Raw genomic sequence first — 20,757 nt, 5'->3', positions numbered from 1 at the left:
TTTTGCTTGAAAAACAATAGGCTTGCTTGTCGGCAATTGTAGCCCTCCTTTTCGCTTTACTCCATTACATTCCGTGCCCGCTCCAATAAGGTTTATTAAATGATAAGCAGTGAGGCTTTTGTTTAAAGCCATAGCAAACTTGCTGAAAGAAATTGCTTCGCCATTCTTCCTCGCAATGACAATTTAGGCTGTCATTGCTAATTTTTTTTCGAAAAAATTTGTGTAGTCAAATAACTACATTTATATTTGTAGTCAAATAGCTACATAATGAATTTAAGAAGAGACGTATTTCAGGCCATCGCCGATCCCACCAGAAGAGCCATATTGCTGTTGGTGGCCACCCAATCGATGACAGCTGGCGCCATTGCTACCAACTTTGATACGGCAAGGCCAACGGTTTCCAAGCACTTGCAGATCCTTACCGAATGTGCCTTGCTCAAGCAGGAACAGAACGGACGAGAAATCTATTATCACATCAACGCAAAAAAAATGAAAGAAGTAGCAGACTTTATCGAACCCTTCCGCCAAATGTGGGATGAGCGTTTCAACAAACTGGAGCAGCTGATGAAAAATTATCAACCTAAAAAATAACGGCATGGAACTTAAAACAAAAATCAGCGCCGAAGACGGCAAGCAGGAACTAACAATTACCAGAGAATTTGATTTGCCCGTAGAATTGCTCTTCAAAGCCTACGAAGAACCAGAAATTGTAGAACAGTGGATGGGCACAAAAGTACTGAAGCTTGAAAACAAAAAGCATGGAGGCTACCAATTTGAAACCAGCGACAACAAGGGAAACGTGGTATTCAGATCGAACGGCACCATTCACGAGTTTCTGCCGAACCAAAAAATCACAAGGACCTTCGAAATGGAAAACACGCCTTTTGACGTACAGATCGAGTTTTTGGAGTTCGAAAAACTGAACGACCAGACCAGCAGATTAACCATGCATGTGGTGTACAGATCGGTTGAACTTAGAGACAACATGCTCAAACTGCCATTCAAACAAGGCCTTAATATGGCGCATAACCGATTACAGGAAGTTGCAAACAAGTTAAAATAGAGAATAATGAAAAAAAGAGATCAAATTATCTATTGGATTGCCACAGTTTGGCTTGCCTTAGGAATGGTATCTACAGCCATCGTGCAATTGCTCAAAGTAAAAGACGAAGTCGAAAATGTGACGCATTTAGGCTATCCGCTTTATTTGTTAACCTTATTGGGAATCTGGAAAATACTAGGTGTGGTTACCGTGTTGCTTCCTAAATTTCCCTTGCTTAAGGAATGGGCCTACGCAGGCTTTTTCTTCGCCATGTCTGGTGCCATATTTTCGCATTTGGCATCAGGAAATCCCGTAAGCAAAATATTTCCTTCGCTGTTATTGCTCGTGCTTACAGTAGTATCGTGGTACTTCAGGCCAGCCGACAGAAAAATTGCGTTGACCTAGCTTTTAATTTTAAGTTCTGTTTCCTAATTTACATAAAATGGATGCTGTTGAGTACCTGAACAAATTTAAAAAAGCCAGCGAGCAGCTCGACCAAAAAAGGCTTCACGAAAAACAGCTGGAAGTAGCTGTTGGCGAGGTCTTGGATTCGGTTTTCTTAAAATTGTATAAAAAATCGTGGGCAAGTCCGTTTCAAGATCCATTAACAGCCCAATCGAGAATTTTCTTTTCTGTTTGGATCAACGAAGAGGCCATCGAAGAGCAAAAAATCTTTTACAACGTCCATGCTTTTAAATTAAGGCATTTGCAGGGCTATAAGATCCAGAGCAGGAAATTTGCAGAACTTTTTAGGGCGGATTTTAAAGATTTCGAACATAAATGGCCAAATGTAAGCGTTGGTTTCGGACCGCTCATCTTAATGGAGGGCTGGTTAAAACTAGACCCAGGAAATATTGAAGGTGACATCCTGAAATTAGCCAATCGCTTTTTAGAGATTGAGCATTTGATTGATGAGACCCTCTCCAATTTTAAAACGAATTGATATGAATCCTAAAGTTGACTTTTATTTCAATAAGAACAAAAATTGGCAGGAAGAAGTGGAACGTTTGAGACTAATCGCGCTTGACTGTGGCTTAGTTGAAGAATTGAAATGGGGCTGCCCTTGTTATACTTATCAAAAAAACAACATCGTACTGATCCATGACTTTAAGGAGTACTGTGCGTTTCTCTTTTTTAAAGGGGCCTTGCTCAGCGATCCCAATCATATCTTGATCCAACAAACCGCCAACGTACAGGCAGCCCGCCAAATCCGCTTTACCAATCTCAGGGAGATATTAGATCAAGAAGCTACATTGAAAACCTATATCCACGAAGCCATCGAGGCAGAAAAAGCTGGCCTGAAAGTAGAGCTTAAAAAGACAAGCGAATTTAAGGTTGCCACAGAATTTCAGCATAAGCTGGATTCAATTCCTGCATTAAAAACAGCTTTTGAGGCTTTAACGCCTGGTAGACAAAGGGCGTACCTTTTGCATTTTTCTTCGCCCAAACAATCGCAAACCCGTACATCGCGGGTAGAAAAATGCATTCCACAAATTTTAAACGGCAAGGGCTTGAACGATTAGAATAAAAAACGACAAAAATCAACCCATTAATGATATGAAAAACGATAAAAAGAAACTCTCTCCTATACAAAACGAAGAATTGCTTAGCCTCTTAAAAGAACGCTTCGAGAAAAATGCAAATCGCCATAAAGGCATTGAATGGGCCAAGGTACAAGCCAAATTAGAAGCTGATCCAACTAAACTTTGGGTACTCGACGAAATGGAAAGCACCGGTGGTGAGCCTGATGTAGTGGCTTACGATCAGAAGACCAATGAATATGTTTTTTTCGATTGTTCGGCAGAAAGTCCGAAGGGACGCAGGAGCATTTGCTACGACCATGAAGCCTTGGAAGCTCGGAAAGAACACAAACCGGCCAACAGCGCTATCGAAATGGCCAAGGATATGGGCATTGAAATTTTAACAGAAACACAATACCGGGAACTGCAACAATTGGGCAATTTCGACACCAAAACATCAAGCTGGATCCTCACCACGCCCGAGGTTAGGAAACTAGGTGGCGCACTTTTTTGTGACCGCCGTTATAATACGGTTTTCTTGTACCATAACGGTGCAGAATCTTATTATGCGGCAAGGGGCTTCAGAGGTTCGCTGAGGGTTTAGTTTTAACCGGCGTATGTTTTTAAATGGGTTGGGTTACAAATCCATAGTTATTGGGTCGGGATGGCACATCCCGACCAATTCGAAATGGACAGCGAAGTTTAGTTCTTCTTCAGGTAATCAATTACAATATTATTCGCCAAATAGCCCTTTTTACTTCGCGTTAGCTTTGCGCCATGAGGCACTTCTATAATCAGCACCGAATTTTGTGCACTGATGCTGATTCCAACCTTACCGCTTACATTTCTGGCCAAGAATTTTTGGCTCACGGCATCATACAGATCTCTTTTGCCTTTTGAGCCGATCACATAGTTTATACTGCGAGCCACATTAAAAGGATTGTACACCAAATAACTTGGATAAGCTTTATTGCGGTAAAAATCCGTTGCCAACACATCAAGCTTTAAAACACCTTCTATATTGGTATTTTGAATGATGCTCCCAAAAATACCCACATGCCCACTGCCATAAACGCTGAACTGCGATACAGCTGGATTTTTTCCGGGTACCCATTTCGGTCCGTCGCCTTGCGCCACTGGCGCTTTTAATTGGGTATATAAAGTATCGAAAGTAGAGGCTTTAGCCATCCCTTCATAGGCGATTACACCTTTGGTTACTTCGGCATATTGTGGCAGGGTTTGATGCTCGGCAGGCATATACTGCGGATAAAACAGCCTCGAGGCATTGGCGGCGTTGAGCATCCACTTGCCAATGGCATTGGCGTATTGCGGATCGTAACGGACCATAGGAACCATCGGCCAGGCCAAATCAAAGGTATTCATTAAAAAGCCATAGCCTCCATGGTCAACCGTACTGCCTACGATGCCCGAAATATCATAACCATTCCAGTTGCCAGTTAATACGCCCCAGCCTTCTCTGCAAATGGCCGTTCCATCAAAAGTCCAGCTCAGCATTTTAGCTACGTCAAAATGGGTACCCACTTCAGCGTTCATGCGCGCTGCCAAATAAGCCCCAAAAGGCATCAGCAATTCGTAGGTTGGATTGATGGGCTGAGCCTCTAGCGCTTTCATCGCATTAATGGCACCATTCAAATATTTTTTGTCGCCAAATTTTTTCCAGGCACTGTATAGCACATAGGCATGCCCAGCCGCCGCATCGGGTTGCGCACAAATCTGATTTTTCATGGGCTTCATCTGTCCATAATCAAAGAAGGAATAGTTATAGTTGCCATTTAAGATCGAATCGGCCTTATAGAATTTATCAGCAATGCTCCTCGCCATCCAGTTAAAGTCTTTTTCATTGGGATATTTTTCTACGATGGCATAAAACAGCACATTTGGCCAAACATCATACCACCAATCACGGCCATAGCCTCCACCCAACAAGGCCACTTCTGGTGCCGTATTGTTCATCATGATGTTCCATTTGGTATCGCGATTGAAATAATTCTTCAGCATGCCCACATAATTATAAGCCTGCTTGCTTTTGTCAATGCCAATCAGACTGGCACCCAATACCGAACCCATGTTGGCTACGGCTTCATGAAACATACCTTTATTGTTGGTGCCCTGTCTTACATCGGCCACTGCAGTATACATGCCTAAAGTTGGCTGATCAAAATTTTTGCGGGTATTGTCGATCCAAACCATAGGCCAATATTGCCCGTTGGCCTTAAAATCGTAAATTGTTTGGTCGAACTTGACAGCCATGGCCTTCCAATCGATAATTTGCAAAGGCTGGGGCACATCGGCCATTTCGTTCACCCGTTTCAATTCCAGTTGCCTTACCTGGGCATTGGCATTAAAAACTAGTGAAAAGAATAAAGCGATAAGGAGGCTAAAAGGATACTTCATACAAGTCATGTTCATTAGTTCATTGGCTGATTGGTTAATTGCCAGATTGGTTAATTGTTAACTGAAAACTGGCAACTGTTCAGGCAAATTTTAAAAAATCTATTAATCCATCAAAGGTTCTACAATGGTTGGCCCATCGGTACCCACAGGTGGGGCTTCGTCTATGTTTTCTATTTTGCCCTGCTTTACAATATCTTTGGCTACCCAATACGAGGCCAACTGGGCTACGGCCACAATAATAATGGCATAACGCAAGGCCGCTTCTACCGAAACGAAATAAGCAATGAGCAAGAACATGCCTGCGCCAGTTAAACGGCCAACATATAAACCAGCTTCGTGATTTAGGATATAGGCAAACTCGCTTCTCTTTTCTTTTTTGGTGAGGATATCGATTACACTAAACTGGATGGGGAAATAAGCTAAATCGAGCAAGGGCTTGGCCAACAGCAAAAAGAGCATAAACAAAATTACGCCCAAACTGCTAAACAATATCCCATTGATAACCGCAGCCAAAGCAAACAGGCCTAAACCTGCACCAAATACATACAAACGATGTTTTGGCGAAGTATTCCTGCCAATGATGTACATGGCAACCGCAGCAATAATAGCCCCTACCGATTGGGCTGTACCCAAAGCGCCTTCCTTACCTACCAAACGCATAATGAGCATGGCCGGGGCCGTAACCAAAAATCCCTGCACCAAACCTTTTAAAGAAGCCAGGCGCAAAAGCTTGTACCAGTAAGGATCAAACTTGAAATACACAAACTTTTTATTGCTCGGATTGGCAAAATTCCCCCTAAAACACATGATAGATGCAAAAACGGTAACCACAAAAACAGCTCCCGTTACTATTTTATAAGCCAGGTTCACATTGCCATTGCCAGCGTAAAGTTCGATAAACCAGCCAATCAGCACAGGGATAACCACCGCAATGATGGTATAGAAAAAGGTTTCCAGTCCATAGTAATAATTGCGATTGCTATCATTGGTAATGGCCAAGGCTAAGAAATCGCGGTTGGCCCAATAAAAACCAAAAGACATGCCCATGATCAATCCGGCAATACCGATGCCTGTGTTGTCTAAGGTAGTTAGCGACATCATCACCATCATGGAAACCCCGCTCAACATCATCCCCAAAGAGTAGAGTGTTTTAATGGAAACCCTGCTCAGCAAATATCCATTGAGGAAAAAGGTAATGGGAATTCCTGTATAAATAGTGAGCTGATAGATCACCACTTTGGTGGGATCGTTCGAACTGCGCATCACATAGGCGGCAACAAAAATATCGATTACAGGCAATACTATGCTGTAGATCAGATTGGTCAAGGTAAGCACCCTGAAATTGTATGACTGTTTGCCAAAATGCGAAAGCTCGGTTTTAAGTTTATTCAGCATGGCTGTACGTTAAAGTGGATAAAATTTCTTGGATTGAAAACTTGGCCGCACATACGAATTCGTCGGCAGCGCCGTAATAAACCGTCAGTTCATCACCTTTGAGTAGATGTCCGTTGGTAAAAACCACGTGTCCGAAAAAGCCTTTCAATTCATATTCTTCTACCGGCATCATAATCGGGTCTTTGCTTTGGGCAATTACTTTATAAGGGTCTTCGAGGTCCATTAAGAAAGCACCCAAACAATACTGGTGTTTTTCGTTGGCTCCATGATAGATTTCAAGCCAGCCTTTTTCGGTTTTGATCGGGGCTGCGCCAGCGCCTACCCTTTTACTATCCCAACTGCCTTTGCGCGTTTGGATAATACATTTGTGTTTTCCCCAGTGGGTACCATTTTCAGATTCTGCAATCCAGATGAAATTGCCACCCAAATCAACGCTGCTCGGACGATGCAAAGCATAATATTTGCCATTGATCTTTTCCTCAAAAATGGCGCAGTCTTTATTATGTGGCGGAAAAATTAAGCCATGCTTTTCAAATGTTTTCCAATCTTTGGTGGTACGCATACCCACGGCAACGCCATGGCCAGATACCGAAGTAAAGGTGAGGTAATACGTATCGCCAATCTGTGCCACGCGACAATCTTCTATGCCAAAAGCCTCATCTTCGCCTTCGCCCTGTAATAAAGGATAGCCTTCGGGTTCATAAAAGTTAATACCGTCGTCGCTGCAAAGCAAGCGCAGGTGCGAAAGCGTAGTCAGGTAATCGGCCAATTGGTAATTGATCACCCGGGGATCTGTGGCAATCAACTCTGGATGCCCTTCTTCAATTTCGATGATTTCAATCCCTGTTTTGGTTAGCACCGGAAAAGAAATGATGCCCGGTTGTTGCGCAGGTCTTTCGGCTACACGAACAATCAGCCATGTTTTGCCTTCGAAAGTAAATACGCCTGGATTGAGCAAACAGGTAATTTCTAAACCTGCCACGCTGGGTTGCAAATCTGCTGGCGCCAATAATGGATTTTGAGCGAAACGTTGAGCAATATCTTTCATATTTTAGATTTTAGATGTACGATTTTAGATTGGAACTTATGCGCCAATCCAAAATCGTCAATCGTAATTCGTCAATTTTAATAACCTGGGTTTTGTGTAATTGTTCCTCCCGATTTATCGATATCGCCTTGCGGAATTGGGTACACATAGTTTTTGTCTTGAAAGTTTTTACCCAAGGCCGTTAATACAGATTTGGCCAATTTCCAACGTTTAAGGTCGTTAAAGCGATGGCCTTCCATGCCTAATTCTACCCTGCGTTCTTGAACAATCCAGTTTTTAATAGTGGCTTTGTCTGTGGAAGCCGGACGGTCTGGCAAAGTACCTACAGGAGCCGTACTGCCAGTAATGGTTGTACTGGTTCTGGCTCTTGCCCTAATTTGGTTGATGATGGTAATCGCTCCTGAATAATCGTTGGTTTCGTTTAGCGCTTCGGCTTTCCACAACAACACATCGGCCATGCGGATATAGATTTTGTTACTTCCCGCATCATCATTGCCTTTATTGGCACCGGTTTTATCGCCTAAAATCTTAAAGATATTTTGGTTTGGCACATCAACGGTTAGGCCCAAACGTGGATCGTTCGCCTCGAAGGAATTGATGAAATTGGTAGTTGGCGCAAAGAAACCCCATCCCAATGGTGCGCAAATGCCGTTTCCGTTTCTTGGTGTTTTGCCCGATTGGTGATCGTAAACAAAGATGTCTTCATTTTCTGCAAACTCTTTGGTTTGGTCAAAGGCATCGAAATAATTTGTGTTTAAGTTATAAAAACCAAGGGTCTGCAAGGCATTTACATGGGTAATCACATCGGTCCACTTTTGGTTATACAATGCGGCTTTGGCCTGCAACGCAATCACCGCTCCCAAAGAAACGCGCCATTTATCAGTCGCATTGCTGTATTTGGCATTCGGAAACAATGCTCTTGCCTTGGTTAAATCGCTATTGATTTGCTCCCACACCTGGGCAGCAGGCACACGTTTGGCTACCTCGTAAGCTTCTGAAAAACTTTTCAAAGGCTTTAGCAATACCGGCACATCGCCAAAATTGGTTACCAAATCAAAGTAGTAAAAGGCTCGAAGAAAATACACCTCGCCTAAAGAACGGTTGCGCAAATCGCTGTTCAAGCCAACTTTTGCAATCAAAGCATCGTCGGTAAGATAGCTAATGGCCAAATTGGTTCTCGAAACGCCTTCGTAATCGTATGCCCAAATGCCATTAAAAGCTTGGTTGGTGGCGATAAAACTGAAATTATCTACTTGGTCCATCCAAGCCTGGTCGCCATCTGGATTCCATTTCTTTTGGGCATCATCAGATGCTACATCCTGCACAATCAGGTCGTTTCTAAACACCGTACCGGCATCCCAGTTCCATTCGCCCAACAAGTTTAAGGTGTTCGACAACATTTGATAGGAAGTAGTAACCGATGAAGTAACCGTATTTGCGGTAGGATCGGTATTTACCTGCTCGGGCGTAATCAGTCCGATTGGGTCTTTGTACAATTCTTTTTTACATCCAGCGACGAAGATCAAACTTGCCATTATTGCCGATGCATATATCTTTTTAAATTTTGGTTTCATAATTTCAGCGATTAAAATTTAACATTTACACCAAACAAGAAGGCTTTCGATTGTGGATAGGTACCATAGTCGATGGCATCAACTGTTTCAGGATCCAATCCGCTATACTTGGTTTTGGTCCATAGATTTTGGCCAGACACATACAAACGGATGTTCTGTACGCCAATGCCCCATTTCTTCACCAATGCTCCAAACGAATAGCCCAGTTCCACGTTTTTTAAGCGGAGGTAAGAAGCATCTTCTACAAAAATGCTCGAGATCTTGCTGCTTCCATTGTCTGATTGGCTAACGCGAGGAATGGTATTGGTACTGCCCGGACCGTTCCAGCTGCCCAAAACGGCTGTGGTTTGGTTAAACGGACGCGTATCGTAATCGATAATCTGTTTCAACTGGTTGTACTTGTCAATACCCTGCACACCTTGAAACAATACCGAAAGATCAAAGCCTTTATATGATCCATTCAGGTTTAATCCGTAGCTGAGTTTTGGAATATTGCTGCCGATATAAGTCCTGTCGTTGTCGTTAATTACACCGTCCCCATTCAAATCGGCAAATTTGATATCGCCAGGTTTTTCTGTTGGCGTATTCGTGCCGTGCAGGTAACTGTTAATTTCTGATTGGGTTTGGTAAATACCCACCATTTGGTAGCCATAAAACTCATTGAGCGAGTGGCCAACCGCAGTACGGCTTACCGAGCCTATAATGCTTGGCAAATTAGGATGCAGTTTTTTCACCTCATTGGTTAAGGTGGCCAAGTTTCCATTAATGGCATATTTAAAGGCTCTTTCGTTATTGGTGTAGTTCACTGCAAACTCAAAACCTTTGTTCTGTACTTCTCCGGCGTTGACATAGGTTGGTTTTACATTGCCCACAAAGCCCGGAAGCGAAATTGGCAGTAAAATACCTGAAGTGGTTTTGTTAAAATAATCTACCGAAACGTACAGGCTGTTTTTCAGGATACCAATATCTAAACCAACGTTGGTTTGCGTGGTGGTTTCCCATTTCAAATCTGGATTGCCATAACGATCGGTTACATAGCGATCGCCATCTTTGCGGATCAAGGTCAAGTAGGCATAATTGTCTATCTCCTGGTTACCCAGTTTACCGTAACTGGCGCGAAGCTTTAAGTCAGACAGCCATTTTACGTCTTGCATGAATTCCTCAGAAGTAACTTTCCAACCTGCAGAAACTGAAGGAAAATAGCCCCAACGGTTGTTTTCTGCGAAACGCGAGGAAGCATCGGCCCTTAAGTTTCCGGTTACGAAATACTTGTTGGCATAATTATAGGTTGCTGATCCGAACAAGGAGAACAGGCTCCATTCTGCACCTGAGCCACCGTTGTATAAATCAGCGGTTGTGCCTCCAAAGTCGATGTATTGGAAACTGCCCGAAATGTAATCATACCTTCTCCTCGAGGCAGAAATGGCATCGGCCTTATTGCTGATGAATTCTGAACCGATCAAGGCTGTTAAATTATGCTGGCCAAATGCCTTGTTGTAGCTAAAGGTATTGTTCCAGGTAACGTTCAGTTCTTGTCCACGCTCTTCGTTTAAGCCATTTGGTCTGTTGATACGGCCTTGGCCAACATCCGCAGCAGCACCGCCACCGTCGTCATCTCCAAAATTCTGCAAGAAAGCCTTGTTGTGTCTGAACAATAAATCGACCCCTACATTGGTACGGAATTTTAACGACTGGTCTGCCAAGAGGCCATATTCGGCAAATACGTTTCCAAAGGTCCTGAACTGGTTTCTCTTGTCGTCGCTAAAATAAGCCAAGGCAATTGGGTTTTGCGAACGCTCAAAGTTCATGTCCCAGCCGTTGGTGGTATTATTGTTTTTATAGAAAGGCAAATCTGTAAATGGATTGTTCGGACTGTAAGTCGGATCGCTCGGCGATTTGTAAACCGGCATAACCGGTGGCCTTAAAAATGCATGGCGGATAATACCCGGCGAATCGCCTTTTGACGAAAGCGCATCCTGAAGCTCGTTAGACAACTGCAAATTGGTTCCCACTTTTAAGCGGTCGGTTAAATTAGCCGTAATGTTTGCCCTAAAGTTTAAGCGTTTGTATTGGTCGTTGTTAAACACCACGATTCCATTTTGCTGATAGTAGGCGCCAGACAATAAATAAGAAACCTTTTCGCCACCGCCGCTGGCTGTTAACTGCAAGCTTTGCGAGTGGCCTGTTTCAAACAATTCATCCAACCAATTGGTATTGGCTAAATCTGTTCTGGCCTTTTCGGCAATGTAGGGATTGGTGCCCGCATAGCCCGCGTTGTTCCATGCCTCTTCTTCTTTGGCCAGGTATTGCTGGGTGTTGAGCATGGTTGGCAAATTGCTTACGCGCTGGATGCCGTTAAAATAATTGATGTCGATAGACGATTTGCCTTTAACCCCTTGCTTGGTGGTAATTACAACCACACCTGCCGAGGCTCTTGAACCGTAAATAGCTGCAGCCGATGCATCCTTAAGTACACTCATTGATTCGATATCGCTGGTATTTAAGAAAGAGATATCGCGAGACGGAATTCCATCCACAATAAACAACGGGCTGTTATTGCCGATTGTTCCCTCTCCACGAATACGGATGTTGATCGGATCACCAGGCGCGCCGGTACTTTGCGTTACGGCCACACCCGCAACTTGGCCCTGTAAGATCTGGGCTACATCAGGCACACGACGCTTTTCGGCATCAGACATGTTTACCGTACCCACGGCACCGGTAATGCTCAATTTCTTTTGCGAAGTATAACCCAACACCACTACCTGGTTTAACGACTGGGACGATGGCTTTAGCGAAACATCTACGTTGCCCGAGCCAGAATACTCCACAGTTTGTGTAGTGTATCCGATAAAAGTAAAACTTAATGTTTTTGGACTGGCATCTTGCAGGGTGAGGACAAAAACCCCATTTGCATCGGTAGCCGCTTTGTTCTGTGTATTGGCTTGCGTTACCACCACGCCAGGCAAGGGCTGGTTGGTTTCGTCGGTTACCTTACCCGTAACCTTTGTTTGTGCATAGGCATTGGTGCCTGCAAAGGTTAAGCCAAGACAAACCAATAGAAATTGTAAAAGTCTGCTCATTTTCATTCAGATTAATATTTGGTTGTTTGAGGTTTGAATTATGATTATTGATATAACCAGCATAAAAACCCTTTTTGATTGATTTTGATTGTAACAAATATAGATGGGCGGATGGCACAAAACAGTGCACTATAGTTTCATTTTAGTTCACTATAGTTACAAAATATAGGTTTTTAGCCTTATTAGACTATATTTTCTGGTGTACTGCTGGCTGTGTGCTGTGCTGCCCGATAATCGTTAGGGGCTTGGCCGTAGATCTTTTTAAACTCCCTGAAAAAGTAAGATCTATTGTTAAAACCGGTTTGATAGAAAATTTCGGCAACGGTAAGTTTAGAGCTCTGCAATAATACCGCAGCATATTTTAGCCTGATGCGTTTGATAAATTCTGAAGGCGTCATCCCGGCCAGCGATTTGAGCTTGCGGTAAAGCTGCATTTTAGAGATGCAAAGAATGTCTTCTAGTTTGGCTGCATCCAGATCAGGTTCCGCTAAATTATCTTCTACCGCCTTAACCAGGGCATTTAAAAATTCGCGATCGCCCTGCTCCATTTCCACATCGCTAAACTGGTTGTTGATGTGCTTATCTTTGAGCAACTCGTTCATGCGTTTTTGGTAATCGAGCAATTTTCGCACCCGCACCAAAAGGTAATCTACATGAAAAGGCTTTGGAATATAGGCATCGGCACCTAACTCATAGCCTTCGGTTTTATTCTCTTCGGCACTTTTGGCCGAAAGCATAATAAAAGGGATGTGCATGGTTGCTGGAGTGGTTTTTACCATTCGGCAGAGCTCTAAGCCATCCATGTCGGGCATCATTACATCACTGATGATGAGATCGGGTTGTATTTTTTCGAGTACCTGCAAGGCAGCCTGTCCATTCTCTGCTTCATAAACCACATAAATATCGTCCAACACATTTTTGAGGAGGAAACGGAGCGACACATCATCTTCTACAATCAATATTTTATGTTGTTTTTCTCTTTGCAAATCATTGAGCAAGGCATTTTTATTGATCTCGGCAATGGGTTCAGCCACTTTTTTATCATAAGGTTTCAATATCGTTTCGTACAGGTAAGATGGCGCCGAAGTAATCACTTCGTCTTTTTTGCCTACCACATTGGTTTTGAGCTTAAATTTTACCTTAAAATAAATCCAATTTTCCTTGAGCTCTGCTGTAATATCACCTTCCAAAAGGGCAACCAATTCTTTGGTAAAGGCCAGACCAATACCTGTACTGAACCTTTCGAAGTGACGGTCGTGCGCTACATGGTATTTGCTAAAAATAAGCTCGAGATCTTTTGCAGTTAAGGTACAGCCAGAATTGGCAATGATGGTTTCCAAAGAATGGTCATTGGCATCATAATTAACCTGCAGGGTAATTTCTGCGTTGCGTCCAGCATGTTTAAAGGCATTAGACAAAAGGTTAAACAAGATTTTTTCGTATTTATCCTTGTCGATAAATCCAGCTATATTTTCTTGGATATAACTGTTGAAATATTGTTGGCCCTCGGCAGCTACCGGTTCGAAAAGAGTTTTCAGGCTGTTCAACATTTTAGAAATGTCAACATAGTCGTCGTTTCTGCTCAAATGGCCAGCTTCAGCCCTTCTAAATTCCAGCAGCTGCTGTACCAGGTACGTCAATCGGGCGGTATGCTGATGGATAAGCGATAAAAAGTAATTCTTGCCCTGACCCTTGTTTTCCTTTTGGATGGTATGCTCTACCGAACCCATAATCAGCGTTAAGGGCGTCTGGATTTCGTGGGCAATATTGGTAAAGAAATTAATGCGCTGCTGATGGATTTCTTCGTCTTTTTGCCTGAACAAGGTCTCTCTTTCCAACTTAAACTTCATCTCCAACTTATTCTTTCTGTACAAATGAAATGCATAAGCCGAGCTTGCCGCAATCACTAAGTACACCAGATAAGCAGGCCAGGTCAGCCACCAAAACTGCCTAATGGTTATATGAAGCGCCTGTACATCTTTGGTCCACACCCCCTCGCCATTAGACCAGCGCACCAAAAGCGTATATTTTCCTGCCGGAATGTTATAATAGGCAATCTTGCCATCTGTACCGGTGTAATGCCAGTTTTTCTCGAGGCCGTTCAGCTTGTAGGCAAATTCGTTTTTAGATGCATTGAAATAATTGAGTGCCGTGAGCGCAAACTGAAAGAAGTTGTTTTTCCTTTCAATTTCGAGCTCTCTGATGTCGGTATTGATGGGCTTAACCGTAAAAAACTGGTTATTGAGCAATGATTGGCCACCAAATTGCAAATCGGAGATCAACAAATTGGGTTGGATGGTGTTTTCCGCCACATTTTTGGGCAAGAAATAGTTAAATCCGTAAATGCCCCCGAAAAGCAGATTTCCATTGCCTGCCCGGTAAACCGCACCATCGCTAAACTCGTTGCTTTGCAGTCCATCTGTTTCCTGGTAGTTGGCAATGGTCTTGGTTTTTACATTCAGCTTGGCCAAACCACGGTTGGTGCTCAGCCAAACATTGCCGTTGCCGTCTTCCTGCAGGCCATGGATGGTATTGTTGGGCAAACCATTATCGGTAGTTATTTTATTGAAAGATGGCTCGTTTTTTAAAGATTCGGTTCTGGTTAGATAGTTCAATCCATAACTTGTACCAATCCATAATATTTGATGCTGATCAAAATAAAGAGATAAAACGTCGCTATGCGACAGTCCATTGGCAAGCCCCGATGCTTTATAGGTTTTGAAAGTATCTTTTCTTTGATCGAAAACAGTCAACCCTCCATAGCGACAGGCCAACCACAGGCGACCATCGGCATCAGGTGTTAATGCATAGATGATATCACTGGCCAAATGCGGATAGTTTTTGGTCGCATATTGCTTAAATCCATCTACTTTAAAACCGTTTTTATCTCTGTTAAGCTGCAACTGGATCAGTCCGTAGCCACTGGTACCTAGCCAAAGCTTTCCATCTGGAGCCTGCCAAATGGCATAAACCGATTTAAAAGCGGGCAACCGATCGGCACCTCGAATAGCCTTCCAATTAACTATTTGCTGGTTGCGATGATCATAAAGCGTAATGCCCAAACCATCAGAGCCAATATAGGTGATATCATCGGTGCCATGCTTAATAACATAAATGGCATTGTTGTCCAAACCAGAGCGACTATCCAGCTTCTCTATGCTGCTTTTTTGCTTTTGTTGCCAAAAGTCTTTGTAAATCAATATGCCATTGCCCTTGGTGCCCACCCATAAATCATTGCCCGCTTCGGCAAAACTCCTGATGGGTTTATTGATCGGCAATTTGTCCATTTGGGCCACCAAACCGAAATAGTTTGCCTTTTGGTAAATCTGTACCAATCCGTTGCCATCGGTACCCAGCCAAAGCATGTTGTTCTGTCCGGTACTTATCGAGGTGATCCGTACATTTTCCAGCTTGCGGATTTCGTTTTGCAGGTAAGCAGATGGCTTAAAATCCTGATCAAAAACACTCAATCCCTGATTTTCCCAAGCCACCAAATAATAATTGTGGTAACCGGTGAGTGCCTTGATTTTGCGTTTACCCAGCTGCAGGTCTGTCGATTTCAGGTTTTTGTCTAAGTAAAATTGCTCGTCATTATTGGTCGTATAAACGAGTTGGTTGCCCAATACAAAGAAATTGCTGATCCCGCCTGTTGCAGTAATTGAGTGAGTTGTTTGATAGCCTTTATCAAGATTCAATGTCCTTAAACGCTCGCTTTTATCAAGCACCCAAAGCCTGCCTGCACCATAGCTCGCCTTCATCGGAATTTCTCCGTTTTTAAAACTGGCTACCGTTACAAATTGGTCTTTGCTTGGATTATATTTGGCTAACTGTCCATTGGCTGCAAAGCAAAATACACCCTTACCAGGAACCGTTACAATTTCATACTCCTTTTCGCTAACCTTGCTGCTGGTCGATTTGTAGAAATATTTATAAAATTTGCCCGTCTTTTTTTCATACCTCGAGATGCCTCCAATCGTGCTGATCCAAATGTTTCCAAAATCATCTTCGTTAAGCGATTGGATCACATTGCTGCCCACGCTGGTTTCGGCAGTATTGATGTTATGGTTGTAGGTGGTAAACTTGGCGCCATCAAAGCGGTTCAACCCATCCCAGGTTCCGATCCATAACAATTGATCCTTGTCTTGTAAAATGGTATTGATAGAGCTGTTAGAGAGGCCGTGTCTATTATCTAATTGCCTGTAAACAAAGGTACGCTGGTCTTCATGGTCTACGGCATGTGTCTCGAAAACCGAAACAAAAAGCAGTAAAAAGAAGCATACACTGAGGTATCGGATCATGAACAGGCAAGGTTAGCTGACTAAATTTACGAAAATAGACCGCATTTGGCTCCTAAGTAACGAATACTTTGCCTGCTACGTCTATGTTAGCCAGATTATTCTAGGGTACGAGCACATGCTAGCGCCAACATATTTGGAGCGCTTCTTCCCTGCAACTATTTAAATGCTTCCGGCTTTCTGCTATATCTTTTTTGCCTCAACGCAAAAAAAATGCCGCTCCAATCCGGGCTATTTGGGTTGGGCCTGTGGTTCTTACCAAGACAAGCTGTTCTAAAATGGATTACAAATCCATAGTTAGCGGGTCGAGATGACACATCCCGACCAACCGGTTCGGCGCTTGTTGGTGTTCTTCACCAACAAGGTATCATTCTTTTTCTCATGTGATTTGTCGTTGGTGAAGAACACCAACGACTGCTCAGAGGACAGTAATTTGTTAGCGTTGCCGCCAATAGTGAGCTAACCCAACAGCTCTTTGACGCTCTTTTCGGCATAACCGGCGCTGGCCGTCATTCCTTTGCCACCAATTGCAGTCCGGATATGTATTTTATCATCCAAATCGAGGGTTACGATATGTTGCTCTGGATGTTGCGGATAATAGCCTGCCCAATACTGCTGTATGTTACGCACATCAAAATTCACGATCCGCTCTGCTTCTTTCAGCATCAATTCGTTAATATACTGATTGAGGTTAAAGCCCAAATCGTCAAAATTATTCACGCCTGCATACTCATGCGAATCGCCGATGATGAAACTGCCATCACTTGCCTTTTTAAAGAGGATATGGATTCCCCATTTCTTCAGTTCTTCATAATGTGCAGGAGTTTTAATGCTTGCAAAAGAAGGACAGTTATATTCGAAGCTTTCGTATCTTCTTGTAGTTAATCCTGTTAAAATATTGCCTTCCAGTGCAATTTCGGGCATGGGCTGTGTACGCATCATCTGCAATTTGCTGATCACAATACCACTATTGGCAAAATATTCAGGGAACAAGAGCTTAAATTCATAGCCATTGCAGATCACTACTTTAGCTGCACTGAATTGTTCGCCTTTGCTTAGCCTGATTTCAACGCCCTCACTTGTAGTTTCACAAGCTGTTACAGCTGCATTATAATGTAGCGTATAGTTTTTAAAATCGGCTTGTAGGTATTGGTGCAGCTTTTTGATCATTTGGTCTGGCTCTACACTGATCTCCTGTTCAAAAAAGAGACCCTCCAAAGCATATTCAGGCTTTAAGGCAGGGTACTTTTTAAGCAAAGCCGATTGCGATAAAAGTTCGCAACCATAGCCCAAACCATCGTAATATGCCTTTAGTTCATGTATCAAGGTTTGCTCGTCGCTATCTGAAGCAATATAAACACTTCCGTTCTGCCTTACCGAAATATCAAATTTGGCTTGGATGCTTTTGTACTGTTCGGTACTGCTGTTGCCATATTCAAACCAAACGCCCTCCATACCCGAAGGAACGACCTGTCCGAAATTTCTTACGGTAGCCCCTACCGGAAAATTATCTTTTTCTAGCTGCAGCACTTTTTTGCCAGCCATTAATGCGTGGTAGGCATGGAAAGTTCCTAAAATACCTCCTCCAACTATAATAACATCGTATGTTTTGTTCATGGTGTAGATTTTGAAATTAACTGAGCAAGGGATTTGACAAAATGGATGTCGATCGTTTTGCTTTTTTATTGTTTGCCAACGTTTTTCCCCTAAAATAGAATAAAGAAAGGAGGCTGCAAATTCCGCCCAATATGGCACCTACAATCAAGCAGTTTTGAAAAAAATGCAACCAGCTGATTTTAATATGGCTCATTTCCTTAAAGCTGAGGATGCTGATGCTGGCTAAATAGCCAAACGAATCGGATATATATATTAAAAAGCCAACATTGCTCTTGTAATGGAAATTTGCGATCAAGCGCTCAAAGAAAATGGCATTATAAGGAATATAGGCCATAAAAAGTCCGGTACCCACCATCGTCATCCATGCTACGGGGCCTATGCTATGGCCATGGAAAAGATAGGTTGCCAAGCCCACCAGTACACAGCCCAAAATAATCATCAGGTGGATCAGTGTAAAAGCCTTCAGGTTGTTCTTCACCAAAATGAGCAGGCTGATCATCATCAAAATCACCACCGAGATGATGGTGTCGATCTGCGTAAAGATATGGTTGCTATTAATGCCAAGCCCCCTCCATATCTCCACCTCAAAATTATCGCGCATATCTCTCAGCGTGGTAAAAATCACATAAATAATTACCGTAAGCACAATACCAGGCAAAAAATTAAGCACGAATGCCTTTCTTTCCGAAGCGTTCATTGGTACTCTTTTGGTTCTTAGTTCCAGGTCTTCTTTGGTAGGGGGAGGAATAAGTTCCAATAAAAAAACAAATAATACAAGAGGCAATACAAAGAACAAGCCGGTTAGAAAAGGCATCCAATACTCATTTATAGGAAATATGGCCATTAGGGAACGGGCCACGGTTTTGATAAATCCGGAGGCAAAAATAAGGGTGATGGACAGTACGCCACCCATAAATTCGGTGGTTTTTCGGCCTTCGAGGTAACCAAACACCAAACCCCAGATCATGCCCAATGGAAAGCCGTTGATAAACAGCATAATGATATTGTAGGGCGCCGGAACCAGGGCAAAACCCAACAGTGCCAGCCAGCTGATGCCAATAAGGACTAAAATTCTTTGAGCACGGTTATTTTTGGCAGATTCAGAAATAAATTTGATCCCATAAAACTTGCTAAAAGTATAGCCCAGCATCTGGATAATTACCAGCCATACCTTATAAGTTACTCCAAGGTAGCTTACATTTTCGAAGGTGCCCGCCGCAAAGGCTTTTCTAAAGGCGTACATGCTGGTGTAGCAGCCAAATGCCGCAATGGCCGCCAGCAAGGTAATCCATATCGGGTTAAGTTTGGCTACATCTTGGCGCAGTTTTACGAGCAATTTCATTGTAGACTTATTTAACGATTTCCAACACTTGGGCTATGTTATCAATGATATGGGTTGGACCGTGCGGCACCAGTTCTTCGCGTTTAAATGCGCCTGTTGTAATACCAATTACATATTTGCAACCTGCATTTTTGCCTTCGTTAATGTCTACTTCGGTATCGCCTACTTTTGCAATGGTGTTGGCATCTTCAATCTGCAGCTCGCCCATCATTTTTTGGATCATATAGGGAAATGGCCTGCCTTTTGGCACTTCGTCGCTGGCCACTACGATATCTACTTTATCCTGCCAGTTCAGCCTTTCGATAATAACATCGGCAATATCTTTGGAGAAACCGGTATCCAGACCAATCTTGATGCCCCTATTGCGCAATTCGACAAAGGTATCTTCGGCGTTGGGCAAAGGTTTTATCTCCTCAGAATTACGATAAAACTGAAGCATTTCTTTTACGAAATCTGCATGGATAGGCGCTACCAAACCTTCTATTTTGGCATTCTCAATTCCTTGCTGCTCTAAAATCATTTGGATGGCCAATGGTTTTTCGTAGCCCATTATTGGATTGATCTGCTCCAAAGGAACGTTGTAGCCATAATTGCGCATGGCATTTTGAAAAGCCAAGCCTACATAATTTTTGTCTTTTACCGTTGTACCGGCCATATCAAAGACCACTAGTTTTATACTCATTTCTAAAGTTAAATTGATATTACAATAGTAAACAAAGTTTATTATTTGTAAACACAAAAAACATTAAATTAGTATTAAGCTTTTGTTAAGGCCGATGTAGCTAAAATTAATCTATCCTATAGAAAATACTATCGGATTGGAGTCGGCAAGATGGATATAGGCCTTATTCGAAGAAGTAGATGACCAGCATGAGCGCCTTGGTTGATCCTGCATTTACAGGTGTATGCAAAATACGTCCATCAAACAACATCGAATCGCCTTTTTCTAGGATTACCTTTTTCTTGGCAAACTGATATTCTACCGTTCCCTCGATGATATATTTAAACTCGTAGGCTTCTGTTTGTACCATTGGGCGATGGGCATCTACCTCCAGCTCCAGCAGCACAAAATCTATGGTAGATGATTTGATGCTTTTAGACAGGATACGCTGATAGTTAAACCCTACTGCCTGTTCTTTTTCGAAGGATTGGTACTGGTCTTTGCGCTTGATTAGAATTGGTGCGTCTTTTTTATTGAAATTGATATCCTTAAAAAAGGTGTTGAGATCGATGTCGAGATTCTTGATAATGTCTATCAGTACCATTAGCGACGGAACCGTTCTGCTGTTTTCGATTTGAGAAATCAACCCTTTGCTTACCGCAGCCTTATCGGCCAGTTCTTGAACAGTGATACCTAGGGCTTTGCGTCTTTCTTTTATTTTTAAGCTAATTTGGAGGAGGGTGTTCTCAGACATCGATGGTTCTA

At 42.8% G+C, this 20,757-nt stretch carries 16 protein-coding genes; 6 read left to right on the top strand and 10 right to left on the bottom strand.

From position 1 onward, the window contains the following. Window positions 1-267 precede the first annotated feature (267 nt). Genes AC570H_RS00130 through AC570H_RS00105 form a run of 6 tightly spaced genes read left to right on the top strand, consistent with a single transcriptional unit; the run spans window position 268 to window position 3,166 of the window. Window positions 268-591: an ArsR/SmtB family transcription factor gene (locus AC570H_RS00130; RefSeq protein WP_497350459.1), complete on the top strand. Its 324-nt coding sequence runs from the start codon at window positions 268-270 to the stop codon at window positions 589-591. Between the two features lie 4 nt (window positions 592-595). After that, window positions 596-1,063 carry an SRPBCC family protein gene (locus AC570H_RS00125; protein ID WP_497350457.1) on the top strand — a complete coding sequence of 156 codons (468 nt, stop codon included), beginning with the start codon at window positions 596-598 and terminating at the stop codon, window positions 1,061-1,063. A 6-nt stretch (window positions 1,064-1,069) separates the two neighbouring features. After that, window positions 1,070-1,447 carry a DoxX family protein gene (locus AC570H_RS00120; protein WP_497350455.1) on the top strand — a complete coding sequence of 126 codons (378 nt, stop codon included), beginning with the start codon at window positions 1,070-1,072 and terminating at the stop codon, window positions 1,445-1,447. 37 nt (window positions 1,448-1,484) lie between these two features. Then, entirely contained in the window at window positions 1,485-1,985 is a 501-nt protein-coding gene (locus tag AC570H_RS00115; protein ID WP_497350453.1) for a hypothetical protein, read from the top strand. Window position 1,986: 1 nt separating this feature from the next. Then, entirely contained in the window at window positions 1,987-2,565 is a 579-nt protein-coding gene (locus tag AC570H_RS00110) for a YdeI/OmpD-associated family protein (RefSeq protein WP_497350451.1), read from the top strand. Window positions 2,566-2,599: 34 nt separating this feature from the next. After that, window positions 2,600-3,166, top strand: coding sequence for a DUF4256 domain-containing protein (locus AC570H_RS00105; protein ID WP_497350449.1), 567 nt, complete (start codon window positions 2,600-2,602; stop codon window positions 3,164-3,166). Between the two features lie 98 nt (window positions 3,167-3,264). Here the strand turns inward: AC570H_RS00105 and AC570H_RS00100 are convergent, their stop codons facing one another. The 10 genes from AC570H_RS00100 to AC570H_RS00055 form a co-directional block, all read right to left on the bottom strand. Next, window positions 3,265-4,977: a hypothetical protein gene (locus AC570H_RS00100; protein ID WP_497350447.1), complete on the bottom strand. Its 1,713-nt coding sequence runs from the start codon at window positions 4,975-4,977 to the stop codon at window positions 3,265-3,267. 102 nt (window positions 4,978-5,079) lie between these two features. Further along, entirely contained in the window at window positions 5,080-6,372 is a 1,293-nt protein-coding gene (locus AC570H_RS00095) for an MFS transporter (RefSeq protein ID WP_497350445.1), read from the bottom strand. Further along, window positions 6,362-7,420, bottom strand: coding sequence for a glycoside hydrolase family 130 protein (locus tag AC570H_RS00090; RefSeq protein WP_497350443.1), 1,059 nt, complete (start codon window positions 7,418-7,420; stop codon window positions 6,362-6,364). The genes AC570H_RS00095 and AC570H_RS00090 overlap by 11 nt, the downstream gene beginning before the upstream one ends. 77 nt (window positions 7,421-7,497) lie before the next feature. After that, window positions 7,498-8,994 (bottom strand): RagB/SusD family nutrient uptake outer membrane protein, encoded by a 1,497-nt coding sequence (locus AC570H_RS00085; RefSeq protein ID WP_497350440.1) that lies wholly within the window; start codon window positions 8,992-8,994, stop codon window positions 7,498-7,500. A gap of 11 nt (window positions 8,995-9,005) precedes the next feature. Continuing rightward, entirely contained in the window at window positions 9,006-12,077 is a 3,072-nt protein-coding gene (locus AC570H_RS00080) for a SusC/RagA family TonB-linked outer membrane protein (RefSeq protein WP_497350438.1), read from the bottom strand. A 182-nt stretch (window positions 12,078-12,259) separates the two neighbouring features. Further along, window positions 12,260-16,375 carry a two-component regulator propeller domain-containing protein gene (locus tag AC570H_RS00075; protein WP_497350436.1) on the bottom strand — a complete coding sequence of 1,372 codons (4,116 nt, stop codon included), beginning with the start codon at window positions 16,373-16,375 and terminating at the stop codon, window positions 12,260-12,262. A 456-nt stretch (window positions 16,376-16,831) separates the two neighbouring features. Continuing rightward, window positions 16,832-17,989: a TIGR03364 family FAD-dependent oxidoreductase gene (locus AC570H_RS00070; protein ID WP_497350434.1), complete on the bottom strand. Its 1,158-nt coding sequence runs from the start codon at window positions 17,987-17,989 to the stop codon at window positions 16,832-16,834. Window positions 17,990-18,005: 16 nt separating this feature from the next. Further along, window positions 18,006-19,331: a DUF5690 family protein gene (locus AC570H_RS00065; protein ID WP_497350433.1), complete on the bottom strand. Its 1,326-nt coding sequence runs from the start codon at window positions 19,329-19,331 to the stop codon at window positions 18,006-18,008. 7 nt (window positions 19,332-19,338) lie between these two features. Then, window positions 19,339-20,013: an HAD-IA family hydrolase gene (locus AC570H_RS00060; protein ID WP_497350431.1), complete on the bottom strand. Its 675-nt coding sequence runs from the start codon at window positions 20,011-20,013 to the stop codon at window positions 19,339-19,341. A 163-nt stretch (window positions 20,014-20,176) separates the two neighbouring features. After that, window positions 20,177-20,746, bottom strand: a complete 570-nt coding sequence (locus tag AC570H_RS00055; RefSeq protein WP_497350429.1) for a helix-turn-helix domain-containing protein — start codon at window positions 20,744-20,746, stop codon at window positions 20,177-20,179. Between the last annotated feature and the right edge of the window lie 11 nt (window positions 20,747-20,757).

The sequence above is a fragment of the Pedobacter sp. B4419 genome, from assembly GCF_059693725.1.
Note: the sequence above shows the minus strand (reverse complement) of the source record. Positions and strands in the feature narration are given on the sequence as shown.